At 70.4% G+C, this 12,417-nt stretch carries 9 protein-coding genes; 2 read left to right on the forward strand and 7 right to left on the reverse strand.

Going from position 1 to position 12,417, the window contains the following annotated elements; translation table 11 throughout:
- Window positions 1–70: 70 nt before the first annotated feature.
- From F4562_RS17380 to F4562_RS17395, 4 genes are all read right to left on the reverse strand, one after another.
- Window positions 71–1,597, reverse strand: a complete 1,527-nt coding sequence (locus F4562_RS17380) for a protein kinase family protein (RefSeq protein ID WP_184543406.1) — start codon at window positions 1,595–1,597, stop codon at window positions 71–73.
- A gap of 195 nt (window positions 1,598–1,792) precedes the next feature.
- Complete coding sequence (gene murJ / locus F4562_RS17385; protein WP_184543405.1) at window positions 1,793–3,397, reverse strand: murein biosynthesis integral membrane protein MurJ; 1,605 nt, start codon at window positions 3,395–3,397, stop codon at window positions 1,793–1,795.
- A 34-nt stretch (window positions 3,398–3,431) separates the two neighbouring features.
- Window positions 3,432–5,573 (reverse strand): DUF6049 family protein, encoded by a 2,142-nt coding sequence (locus tag F4562_RS17390; RefSeq protein WP_184543404.1) that lies wholly within the window; start codon window positions 5,571–5,573, stop codon window positions 3,432–3,434.
- A gap of 46 nt (window positions 5,574–5,619) precedes the next feature.
- Window positions 5,620–6,141 (reverse strand): aminoacyl-tRNA deacylase, encoded by a 522-nt coding sequence (locus F4562_RS17395; protein WP_184543403.1) that lies wholly within the window; start codon window positions 6,139–6,141, stop codon window positions 5,620–5,622.
- A gap of 159 nt (window positions 6,142–6,300) precedes the next feature.
- Between F4562_RS17395 and F4562_RS17400 the strand changes: the two genes are divergently transcribed.
- Window positions 6,301–7,710 carry a CCA tRNA nucleotidyltransferase gene (locus F4562_RS17400; RefSeq protein ID WP_184543560.1) on the forward strand — a complete coding sequence of 470 codons (1,410 nt, stop codon included), beginning with the start codon at window positions 6,301–6,303 and terminating at the stop codon, window positions 7,708–7,710.
- 148 nt (window positions 7,711–7,858) lie between these two features.
- On the opposite strand, the gene F4562_RS17405 is transcribed toward F4562_RS17400, so the two are convergent.
- Window positions 7,859–9,148: an MFS transporter gene (locus F4562_RS17405; protein ID WP_184543401.1), complete on the reverse strand. Its 1,290-nt coding sequence runs from the start codon at window positions 9,146–9,148 to the stop codon at window positions 7,859–7,861.
- Window positions 9,149–9,282: 134 nt separating this feature from the next.
- Between F4562_RS17405 and idi the strand changes: the two genes are divergently transcribed.
- Window positions 9,283–9,864 (forward strand): isopentenyl-diphosphate Delta-isomerase, encoded by a 582-nt coding sequence (idi, locus tag F4562_RS17410; RefSeq protein WP_311734077.1) that lies wholly within the window; start codon window positions 9,283–9,285, stop codon window positions 9,862–9,864.
- A 210-nt stretch (window positions 9,865–10,074) separates the two neighbouring features.
- Here the strand turns inward: idi and F4562_RS17415 are convergent, their stop codons facing one another.
- Together F4562_RS17415 and F4562_RS17420 are read right to left on the reverse strand one after the other, a co-directional pair.
- The gene (locus F4562_RS17415; protein WP_184543398.1) at window positions 10,075–11,154 is read right to left on the reverse strand and encodes an inositol-3-phosphate synthase; all 1,080 of its coding nucleotides are present in this window, start codon (window positions 11,152–11,154) and stop codon (window positions 10,075–10,077) included.
- A 31-nt stretch (window positions 11,155–11,185) separates the two neighbouring features.
- Window positions 11,186–11,869: a PadR family transcriptional regulator gene (locus F4562_RS17420; RefSeq protein WP_184543396.1), complete on the reverse strand. Its 684-nt coding sequence runs from the start codon at window positions 11,867–11,869 to the stop codon at window positions 11,186–11,188.
- Window positions 11,870–12,417: the final 548 nt, after the last annotated feature.

A 12,417-nucleotide genomic window follows, 5' to 3' on the forward strand; every position in this document is an offset into this window, starting at 1 on the left:
GGATAGATGGTGCCATGAATTCTCCGATGATCGGCAAGAAGACTCATAAAGCAGATCAAACCATACTGGCTCACTTGACCGTGAGAATCTTCGCCTCCATCACCTGGCCGCGGAACCTGCCCTGGTAGTTGGGCATCTTGGTGAACCAGACGAGGACGTAGCGGCTCTTCTTCGGGGTCTCCGCCGTGTAGGTCTTCTCGCCCGACGCGCCGCCGAACTTGTGGGCCACGTCCAGGTCGCCGAGCGCCGCCTTGTCACCCAGCCTGAGCTCCACGGCGCCGCCCGAGGTGCCGCCGAAGTCGATCGAGACCTCCTTGATCGGCACGCTCTCGCCCATGTCCAGCAGCAGGCCGACGCCCTTCTTGAGATTTCCGAAGTCGGCGGAGTCGTACGTCTCGGAGTGCCAGTCGGTGGACTTCTTGCCGTCGATCGCGCCGGAGACCCACCTGTTGCCCTCCTCCCCGTCGCCCAGCGGGTCGAAGCCGGTGGCGGAGTCGGGCTTCACCTCGCGGGTGGCGACGCTCACGGTGGGCTTGGGGGCGGCGGTGGTCTGGTCGGCGTCCGGGGTGCCGGCGTTGCCGATGCTGCGGCCCAGAGCCCAGGCTCCCAGGCCCACGACCACCATCATCACCAGCACGACGACCGTCATGACGACCTTGTTGGCCGTTCCCCCGCGGGCGGGAGCGGGCCGCTGCGGTTGTTGCTGCGGCTGGTAGGGCGGCTGGGCGGGGGCGGGCCGCTGGGGCGCCGCGGTGCCGATGCCCTCCGAGGGGGAGGCCGCCACCGGCAGCGAGGTCATGGGCATCGGCGCCGGCATGGGCAGCGGGGTGGGCCGCGCCACCGACGACAGCGCCTCGGCGACCTCGGCGGGCGTGACCAGCGGCTCCAGCGCGCGCTTGGTCTCGGGCAGGATCGTCCGGCAGGTGATGGTGTCGAGGTAGCCGGGGACGCCCGCGGTGACCTGTCGCGGTGTGCAGAAGTGGTCGTCGTCCACGGGGGCGATGGGCAACCCGCCGCTGTAGCGCTCGTCTCCGGGCCAGTGACCGGTCAGCCCGGCGTACAACAGACGGCCGAGGCCCTCGGCGTCGGTACGGGCCGGGTCGTCGCTGGTGACGTCGTCGAGGACGGCGTCGACGCCCAGGCCGAGCAGTTTGACCGTGTTTCCCGCCGTCCACACCAGGTGGTCGGGGCTCAGGCACAGGTGCGCGATGCCCGCCTCGTGCGCGTGGGCCATCGCCTCGGCGGCCTCGGCGACCATCGCCGCGGCCCGTTCCGGGTCGAGCGGGCCACCGGCGATCATGTCGCCGAAGCTCTCGCCGCTCACCCACTCGCTGACGACGTAGACGCGGCCGTCGTCCTCGGTGGCGTCGAAGACCTGGGTGAGCCGGGGGTCGGTCAGCCTGCTGGCCGTGCGGGCGGCCGTCACCACCTCGTCGAGGCGGGGGAAGCCGGCGTCGAAGGTGTGGACCGCGACGGGACGGGCGAGCACCTCGTCGATCGCCTTCCACAGCGTGGCCCCGCCCGACTCGTGGACGCGGTCTTCCAGCCTGAAACGCTCGGCCAGCTTGGTGCCGGGCTCGACGGAGGGGGAGCTCATGGACGCCCCGCGCCGGTGAACACGACAGCACCCTGCCAGGTCGGCATGTCACGACACATCACATGATGCCGGGTGGATCCGCCCACGCCCTCCTGCTTCCATTAGCCGCATGTCACCACACGCGTCGCACCATGGTAGTCCCGCGCCGGTTACGCCCGTGTTCGCCTTGTCAGACGCTTGGGACAAGTCTTTGGCTTACCGGCCTACCCGTCCTGCCACCATTCCAACGATCGAACTCACCTCGGGGATGCGCATCCGGTGGGCGATCGCCAAGTAAAGAACCATACCGACTCCTCCGCCCGCCGCCAGCATGACGGCCGCGCTCAGCGCGTTCAGCGCGGTCAGCTCCTGCGTCAGCCACAGTACGCCCAGCGCGACCGCCGCGGCCGGCAGCGCCGCCAGATACATGCGCGACAGCCCGGCGGCGACCGCGCGTCCGCCCAGGCCGTGCACCCGGCGGGAGGCCATGACCCAGGCGACCGCGGTGCCCGTCACGTACGCGACGGTGAAGGCCAGCGCCAGGCCCATCACGATGTAGCGGGCCGGGAGGAGGAAGTAGGCCGCGGTGCTGAGCGCCGCGTTCACCGCCACGTTGCCGGCGGCGAGGAGGACCGGGGTGCGGGTGTCGCCGAAGGCGTAGAAGACGCGCAGCAGCAGCTGGAAGACCGAGAACGGCACCAGCGCCAGCCCGAAGACTTGGAGCACGTTGCCGATGTAGACCGCCGAGTCGACGGTCATGTTGCCCCACGAGAAGATCAGCACGGTCACCGCGGGCCCCAGCACCATCAGCAGCAGCCCGGCGGGCACCAGCAGCACCGACACCAGCCGCACCCCCGAGGCGAACTCCTCGCCGACCGTGTCGAGCCGCCCGTCGTTGACCGCCCGGGTCATCCTGGGCAGCATCGCGGTGATCACCGAGACCGCGATGATCCCGTACGGGAGCTGGAAGAACTGGTAGGCGTAGGAGTAGGCCGAGTTGCCCGCGCCGGGTACCTGTTCGCCCGCGCCGGTGGCGAGCCTGGTGGTGATCAGGAAGCCGAGCTGGCTGATCCCGACGTAGGCGAAGGTCCACACGGCGGTCCGGCCCATCTCGCCGAGCCCGGCGTCACGCAGGCCGAACCGGGGCCGGAACCGGAAGCCCACCCGGCGCAGGGCGGCGACGAGCACCAGGCACTGGGCCACGATCCCGGCGGTGGTGCCGACGCCCAGCAGGAACAGGTCGGCGTCCGTCACCGTGGCGATCTCCGACCCCGCCTCGCCGGCGACCACGTAGTAGACGACCGCGACACAGATCATCACGATGTTGTTCAGCACCGGTGCCCACATCGGGGCGGCGTACCTGTCGTGGGTGTTGAGGATCGCGCCGGCGATCGCGCCGATCCCGAAGAAGGCGATCATCGGCAGGATGTACCGCGCGAGGGTGACCGCGACCTCGGTCCGCCGGGCGTCCCAGCCGGTGCTGTAGAGGCCGATCAGCGGCCCGGCCAGCGCCACCGCGACCGCCGCGACCACCACCAGCGCGACGGTGCCGAGCGTCATCAGCCGCTGCTCGTAGGCGCGGCCCCCGTCGGGGTCGGCCTTCTGCCGCCGGATGATCATCGGCACCACGACGCTGCTCAGGACCCCGCCGATGAGCAGGTCGAACAGGATGAGCGGGATCGTGTACGCGACGTTGTAGGCGTCGCCGAGCGCGTAGGTCCCGATGGCCGCCGCGAGCACCGCGGTGCGGACGAAACCGGTGACGCGGGAGACCATCGTCCCCGCCGCCATGATCGCGCTCGCACGCAGGACCTTGCTCATGCGTATTCCTCCGCTGGATGCTCGAAGCCGGGGCTCAGGACTCGGTGGTGGCCGGCTCGGGCGCCCGCCGGCCCTGCGTCCGGGACGCGGGACCGCGCCGGCCCCGGCGCTGGCGCAGCACGCGCAGGACCACGGCGGCCAGCATCACCGCGAGGGCCGCTCCCACGATCACCAGGGCGATCCCGGTGTAGCCGGTGGTCCGCACGGTCAGCTCGACCGGCGCGCCGTACTTGCGGCCGTCGGCGGTGGTGAGCTGGACCGTCACGGTGGTCTGCCCGCTGGCCGCCGCCGTCATCTGCACCGGGATGATCCGGTTCTGGCCGCCCTCGATCAGGATCGGTTCGCTGTCGGCCTCGTACGGCTCGATCCGCAGCAGGTCAGGCTTGTCGGAGGTCACCCTCAGCCGGACCAGGACCTGGCTGCGCGGGCCCTCCAGGTCGTTGCGGACGCTGATCGGCACGTCGCCGTTGGTGCCGGCCAGGGTACGCAGCCGCGACTGCTCGGTACCGGTGATGGAGACCTTGCCGATCCGGCCGTCGACGGCCGTGCCGACCTGCTGGACGTACGGCGCCGCGGCGTCGGTCTTGCCCCGCCAGGCCGAGGAGGCGAGCCGCAGCATGGCCAGGTCGAAGACGTCCACGTCCGGGGCACTGGTGATCGCGGAGGTCAGGTCGGCGCGGGCGCCGACCTTCCGGACACTCGTCATGTACTGCTTGCCGAGCTCGCGGCGCCGGTCGTCGTCGGTGTAGGTGAGGCCCGCCCGCGGGGTCACGGCGCCCTTGCGGCGCTTGACCGTGTCGATGGTGGCGGGGGCCAGCCACGGCAGGGAGGAGGCCGTCTCGACGAGGTCGGTGACGTACTTCGGGTCGGGGGCCCAGCGGCGGTGCGGGGCGGCGACCACGGTCCGCGGGCCGGTGACCGGCTCCGCGCTGATCATGGCGGTCTCCGCGATGAAGCGCTGGCGGTTCGCCAGCGCCGCCCCGGGCACCGAGGTGTCGGCGCCGACGGTCTCGCTCAGCGCCGCGTCGGCGACCAGGGCGGTGACCGTGCCGTTGACGCTCTCCAGCGCCGCGGTGGCGTCGGGGGTGGTGACGGGAGGCGGCGACGGCGGCAGGTTGAGCACGTTCAGCAGTACGGTGTCGACACCGCTGGTGGCCAGCAGGTCCAGCGCGTCGTAGTCGACCATCCCGCTGACCGGCCAGTTCACGTTGGTGATCACCTCGCGCCCGAGGGTCTCCTGCGCGACGGTCCTGGCCGCCTCGATACCGCTCCCGGTGACGTCGTCGACGCCGTTGTGGGCCAGCGCGGTCACATCGGGGTCGGCGTACGGGGTCGCCACGACGGGGTGGTCGGCCAGGGCCGTGCGCAGGTCGTCGAGCCAGGTGGTGGCCTCGGTGCTGGCGGGGCGCTGCTGGGCACGGTCCTTGACCCTGACCGTGTGCGACCTGCCCATCGCCCTCGCGTCGTCGAGCAGCGCGGGGTCGACCACCCAGGTGAGGCCCTTGGCGGAGGCGGTGTCCTGGGCGATCTTGAGCAGGTCGCCGAGCCGCTGGCCGGACGCCATGGCGGCGGGCAGGCCCTCGTCGACGAAGGTGGCGTCGTCGCTCCTGCGCGGCTGGTCGATGATCGGCAGCACCATGGCGAGCTTGGTGCGCGCCACCTTGGTGCCCCGGGGCATGTAGGTCACCACGGTGCGCTGGGTGGCGATCTGCTGCCCGTAGGAGTCGAGCACCTCGATCATGATCGGGTAGACGCCGAAGCGGGTCAGGCTCAGCAGTTGCGGGGTGAAGGTGAACTCCCACGGCGTCTTGGCCGAGGGGGCGAGCGGTGCCTGGATGTAACGCTGGTCACGCCAGGCGCCCGGCTGCAGGCCCTGCCCGCTCAGGTAGGCGTCCAGCTCGGCCCGCTGCGTGAAGGGCTGCTGCGCGTAACGCATCTGGATGCGCAGACCGGCCAGGGTCTCGGTGCCCGCGTTGACCAGGGAACCGGCCACCTTGATCTCGGTGGTCGGCTCACGGGGGGCGTCCGGTCCGATCTCCTCCAGCACGAGCTGGGCGTTCAGACGGCTGACCGTGGTCGTCCGGGCGCTCGCCGCATCCGGGACGACCACCGCCGCCGGCATGAACAGCGTGGTGGTGAGTACGGTGAGCAGCGCGGCCTTGTGGATGGGGATCACGTGCCGGCCATGGGTCGAGTACGGCGCACGCCCGCAATGCTATGGCCTATCCGGCCAGAGGAAAGGTCATCGGCTCCCTTCGGGGGCCGGGCCGGGTCAGGTCGACGATCTTCCCCGGAACCAGCGCGAGCAGGTGGTCGGCGCGGATCAGGAGCGCCGTGCGACGCTCCCCGATGGGGGTGTAAACGGGCACGGCGGTGCCGGTGAGCCGCTCGTCCACCAGCACCGTCAGCTCGTCGGGCAGCAGCAGCGGGCAGACCAGTCCCGCGGCGTAGTCGGTGGCGGCGTTGACGGTGTAGTCGGGGGCGTGCCGGATCCGGCGGGCACCCAGGACGCCGCCGACCACATCGAGGAGAGGAGGGGAGCCGACCGAGGTGACGACCGCCACAGGCTCCTGACCGATCCGGGTCGTGACCTCGTAGACCGTCACGCCCACACAGACCGCCGGGCTCACCGACAGCACCTCCGGCAGCTCGTCGACACACGTCATCGCGCGCGGAAGGCGTACGATCTCATGATGGACCTGGTGTGCGAGGAGCCAGCGGTGGATCGCGAGGGCGTCCTTCATGTATCTGCTCCTTGCCTCGACGCACGGCCCCCGAGGTTCCCTGACTGACCGTAACCTGGTGATCGCTTCAGGTGTATCCCCGTAGGGGAACATGTTCCGTAACCGAAGGACCTACCCGGCTTGTCCCTTTCAAATCTGACCCAGACCCAGCGCGACGGCATGGCCGAGCTGTTCCGGAAGATCGCACCCGTCGCCGACGAACTCGGCGAGCTCTTCGCCGCCAAGGGCTACCAGATCGCCCTCGTGGGCGGCTCCGTCCGCGACGTTCTCCTGGGCAGGATCGGCAACGACCTCGACCTGACCACCGACGCGCGTCCCGAGGCGGTCCTGGAGCTCGTCCGCGACTGGGCCGACTCCGTCTGGACGATCGGCATCGACTTCGGCACGGTCGGGGCCCGCAAGGGCGGGTGGATGCTGGAGATCACCACCTACCGCAGTGAGTCCTACGACCCGGCCTCGCGCAAGCCCGAGGTCGCCTACGGCGACACCCTGGAGGGCGACCTGGCCCGGCGTGACTTCGCCGTCAACGCCATGGCGCTGCGCCTGGCGTCGCGCGAGTTCGTCGACCCCCACGGCGGCCTCGACGACCTGCACGCCAAGGTGCTGCGCACCCCCGGCCCTCCGGAGCGGTCCTTCGACGACGACCCGCTGCGGATGCTCCGCGCCGCCCGGTTCGCCAGCCAGCTCGGCTTCACCGTCGACCCGGCGGCCCTCGCCGCGATGACCGCGATGGCCGACCGCATCGACATCGTCTCCGCCGAGCGGATCCGCGACGAGCTGGACAAGCTCATCGGCGGCGACCACCCCCGCCAGGGGCTGAGGCTGCTCGTCGACTCGGGGCTCGCCGGACACGTCCTGCCCGAGCTGCCCAAGCTGCGGCTGGAGATCGACGAGCACCACCGGCACAAGGACGTCTACGAGCACACGCTGATCGTCCTGGAGCAGGCGATCGACCTGGAGGAGAACGGTCCCGACCGGATCCTGCGCTGGGCCGCCCTCCTGCACGACGTGGGCAAGCCCAAGACCCGCCGCCACGAGCCCGGCGGCCGGGTCTCCTTCCACCACCACGAGGTGGTCGGCGCCCAGCTGACCAGGAAGCGCCTGACGGAGCTGAGGTTCCCCAAGGACGTGGTGGCCGACGTGTCCCGCCTGGTGGAGCTGCACCTGCGCTTCCACGGGTACGGCACGGGCGAGTGGACCGACTCGGCCGTACGCCGCTACGTCCGCGACGCGGGGCACCTGCTGGAGCAGCTGCACAAACTGACCCGCGCCGACTGCACCACCCGCAACAGGCGCAAGGCCCAGCTGCTGTCGCAGACCTACGACCAGCTGGAGGAGCGCATCGCCCGGCTGGCGGAGGAGGAGGAGCTCGGCAAGATCCGTCCCGAGCTCGACGGCAACGAGATCCAGGAGCTCCTCGGCATCCCGCCGGGCCCGATCGTGGGACGCGCCTACAAGTTCCTGCTGGAGATGCGCCTCGACCGCGGCGTCGTCGGCAAGGAGGCCGCCACCCGGGCCCTGCTCGACTGGGCGGAGGAGAACGGGGTGGCGGCCGAGCGCCCCGCCTGACACCCGGGGCCGGGCGGCCGTCCACCCGGCGCTGCCCGGCTCTCCCGGGGAGAGCGTCCCGGGAAGAGCCGCGACGGCGGCGACCCCCGGGGCGACGCCCCGGAGAGGGGCACGACGACGGCGGTCCGGGGCGACGCCCCGGGCGGGGTCACGACGACAGCGGCTCGCGCGTCCGGGCGGGCGTGACGGCACGGTAGACCAGGGCACCCGCCAGGTATCCGGCGGTGATGACGGCCAGCACGACCGTCGACTTGCCGTCCGCCGGCAGCAGCATCGCGGCCACGGCCGCGGCCAGTACGTAGGTGCCGTTGAAGAGCATGTCGTAGATCGAGAACGCCCTGCCGAGGTAGGCGTCCTCGACGTCGCGCTGGACGGCGGTGTCGGCGCAGATCTTGATGCTCTGCCCGGCGACGCCGAGCACGAGGCCGGCGACCGCGAAGCCCCACTGGCGGAAGGGCAGGCCCAGCACCAGGGTCAGCACCCCGGCCGTCACGAGCATGGCCGGCACCCACCGCTCGATCGTGAAGCGCTCGGTCGCCCACGGCGTGACGAGGATGGCCAGGAAGTAGCCGACCCCCGAGGTGGCGACCACCAGGGTGGCCGCGTTCAGCGCGTCCTCGGCGTTCTCCGCGAAGTAGTAACGCGACAGCATGACCAGCATCGCGGTGCACATGCCGTACATGAACCGGTGGGTGGCCATCGCCCCCATCGCCGCCGCGGCGGCCCGGTGGTGGACGATGTGTCGCGCTCCGTCGAGCAGGCCGCTCAGCACGTGGCGCACCGCCTCACGGGCCTGCGGCCGGTCGGGGTCGAAGGCGGGGCCGAGCAGCTGCCTGCCCATCGTCCGGGCGATGAGGGCGCTCAGCCCGAAGACGAGACCGGAGACGGCCAGCAGCACCGCGGTGCCGCGGTGGTCGGTCCCGAAGATCATCCGGAGCAGGTAGCCCACGCCGATCCCGACGAAGGTCAGCACGGTGCCGGAGGTGGGGGTGACCGCGTTGGCCACCATCAGCCGCTCCGCCGGGACGACGTGTGGGAGCGACGCCCCCAGCGCGGCCAGGAAGAACCGGTTCACCCCGAGCACGCCGAGCGCCGCGGCGTAGAAGACCGCGTCGGGCGCCTCCGCGGCGACGAGCACCGCCGTCGTCAGCAGCAGCGCCCCGCGGACCAGCGGCGCGATGACCAGGATCTGCCGGCGCGACCAGCGGTCGATGAACACCCCGACGAAGGGGCCCAGGATCGAGTACGGCAGGAACAGGACGGCCAGACCCGCGGCGATCTGCACGGCGCTCGTGCTTTTCTCCGGGCTGAAGAACGCGAATCCGGCCACCGCGAACTGGAAGATCCCATCGGAGAACTGCGAGACCAGACGGGTCCCGTACAGCCGCCGGAAGTCCCGACCTTCCAGGACCACGCGTAGATCGGATACGAATGACACGCGCTCAGCCTACGCGTGACATCCCGGGGCACGGCATCGGGAACATCCCCGATACGGGCCCGGACCGCCGGTCTTTACCATGGGTATCGGCGATGCGGCGCGGGGGGCAGGGCCGGTCACGTACTCTCGATCGAGTGACACCTGAAGAACACGTCGTGCTCGTCGACGCCGACGGCAACGCGATCGGTACGGCGGCCAAGGCCACGGTGCACGGCACCGACACGCCTCTCCACCTGGCCTTCTCCAGCTACGTGTTCGACGAGCGGGGCCGGGTGCTCCTGTCCCGCCGGGCATCGCACAAGGTCACCTGGCCGGGGGTGTGGACCAACAGTTGCTGCGGCCACCCGCTGCCCGGCGAGCCGCTGCCCGGCGCGGTGACCCGCCGGCTCGCCCACGAGCTCGGCCTGCGGGCCGCCCGGGTCGACCTGGTGTTGCCGCGCTTCTCCTACCGTGCCGTCATGGACAACGGCATCGTCGAGCGGGAGCTGTGCCCGGTCTACCGGGCGGTCGTCGACGCCGACGCGGTGCCCAACCCCGACGAGGTCGACGACGTCCGCTGGATGCCGTGGAAGGAGTTCGCCGAGGAGGTCCTCGACGACCGCCTGGCGATCTCCCCCTGGTGCCGGGAGCAGGTGCCGCAGCTCACCGAGCTGGGCGCCGACCCGCTCGCCTGGAGCCCCGCCGACCCCGCCGAGCTGCCGCCCGCCGCGCGCTGACGGGGTGGTCCGGCGCCGCCCGGCCCGCGCCGGTCGTCCCAAGCCGACGAAAGGCTCTCCACCCGCGGGTGGAGAGCCTTTCGTCGGTCAGTGGTCCTCGCCGGCGCCGAAGCGGACGCCGGACCGGTACCCGATCCGGCACAGAACCGCTGCCGGATCGGTGCCGGTTCAGGAGGATCGGTGCCGGTTCAGGACCCGCTCACGGCAGGCTCAGCGCTCGACCTCGCCGCGGATGAACTTCTCCACGTACTCGTGGGCCTCCTCGTCGGAGTACTGCTCCGGCGGAGACTTCATGAAGTACGAGGAGGCCGACAGGATCGGGCCCGCGATGCCCCGGTCAAGGGCGATCTTCGCGGCACGGACCGCGTCGATGATGACACCGGCGGAGTTGGGGGAGTCCCACACCTCCAGCTTGTATTCCAGGTTGAGCGGGGTGTCGCCGAAGGACCTGCCCTCCAGGCGCACGTAGGCCCACTTGCGGTCGTCCAGCCACGGCACGTGGTCGGAGGGGCCGATGTGCACGTCGGCCTTGCGCATCTCGTGCGGGATCTGGGAGGTGACCGACTGCGTCTTGGAGATCTTCTTGGACTGCAGGCGCTTGCGCTCCAGCATGTTCATGAAGTCCATGTTGCCGCCGAAGTTCAGCTGGTAGGTGCGGAGCAGTTCGACCCCGCGGTCCTCGAACAGCTTGGCCATCACGCGGTGCGTGATGGTCGCCCCGACCTGCGACTTGATGTCGTCGCCGACGATCGGCACACCGGCGTCGACGAACTTCTGAGCCCACTCCGGGTCCGAGGCGATGAACACCGGCAGCGCGTTGACGAAGGCGACCTTGGCGTCGAGAGCGCACTGGGCGTAGAAGCGGTCGGCCTCCTCCGAACCCACCGGGAGGTAGGAGACGAGCACGTCGACCTCGGCGTCCTTGAGGACCTGGACGACGTCGACCGGGGCGTCGTCGGACTCCTCGACCATCTCCCGGTAGTACTCGCCGAGCCCGTCCAGGGTGTGACCGCGCTGCACGGTGACACCCAGCGGCGGCACGTCGCAAATCTTAATGGTGTTGTTCTCCGAGGCCACGATCGCTTCGGACAGGTCACGCCCCACCTTTTTGGCGTCAACGTCGAACGCGGCGACGAATTCGACGTCACCCACGTGGTAATCGCCGAACTTGACGTGCATCAGGCCCGGCACCCGGGTGCCGGGGTCGGCGTCCCTGTAGTAGTGCACGCCCTGCACGAGCGACGCGGCGCAGTTGCCGACACCGACAATGGCTACGCGCACCGAACCCATGGCACTCGCTCCCCTTTGTTGTGACTGGTCGTCAGTTGTCATCCGAGGCGGTATGCCGCCCCGGGTCATCCGCTCCGGGCGCGGGCGCCCGGGACGTTCCTTCTCGCCCTGCCTGCCCGGCCTCCTGCTCCTCGCCCGCCGGGGCCGCCCGCCGTTCGGTGGCGATCAGCTCGTTCAGCCAGCGCACCTCGCGTTCGACCGACTCCAGGCCGTGCCGCTGGAGCTCCAGGGTGTAGCTGTCCAGCCGCTCCCTGGTGCGGGCGAGCGCGGTGCGCACGGCGTCGAGCCGCTCCTCCAGCCGGCTGCGGCGTCCTTCGAGGATGCGCAGGCGCACCTCGGCCTCGGTGTGCCGGAAGAAGGCGAAATGCACCCCGAAGCTCTCGTCCTCCCACGCGGACGGACCGGCCTGGGTGAGGAGCGTCTGCAGGCGCTCCTTGCCCTCCGCCGTCAGCTTGTAGACGATCTTCGACCGGCGGCCGGGGATCGGGAGGGGGCTCTCCGCGGCGGTACCGGTCGTCTCCGCCCCGCCGTCTTCGACGATGAGGCCGTCGGCCAGCAGCTGACGCAGGCACGGGTAGAGCGAGCCGTAGGAGAACGCGCGGAACATGCCGAGTAGAGCATTGAGGCGTTTACGCAGCTCGTAGCCGTGTAGCGGGGTCTCGTGCAGCGACCCGAGCACGGCGAGCTCCAGCACCCCGCCACGTCCACCGGCCACTGGAAACCACCACCTCTCGCGTCGATGTATCGAGCCGATACATCCACAGGATACGTCTGACCAACATAAGACCGCAATCAACGACTTTCCCAAGAGGTTGGGGGCAAACGGCAAAAAGCCGTAGTGTGACGCCTATGTGGTCACGGTGCGCGGAGGTGGGGCATGACCCTCGCGCGGCTCGGCCGCATTTCCATTACGGGGAATCCCGCGTCCATCCGGGAGAGGTCTGTCAAGGTTGTTTGCAGAACCACCTGGCGATCTCGTTCGTCCTCGGTAACGGAGATCCAACCGAATAGGACGGCTACCAGTGAGCCAAGGCGACGGGATCACTTACGATCAGGGGGTAATCTCGCCCGCCTGCACGCCGTCGTAGACCCTGATGACCGAACGAGGACGCGTGAGTTACAGCCACAGCAATGACCCGGAGCCGAGCGGGCGCCAGCAGGGCGCCGACGGGTCGGCTCGCCAGGGGAGGCGCCGTCGCTCAAGCCCAGGAGCCGCTCCCCGTGCCGTTCCCCCGTCTCAGGGTGGCCAAACCGACGGCGCCG

The organism is Streptosporangium becharense, assembly GCF_014204985.1.
Classification (GTDB): domain Bacteria; phylum Actinomycetota; class Actinomycetes; order Streptosporangiales; family Streptosporangiaceae; genus Streptosporangium; species Streptosporangium becharense.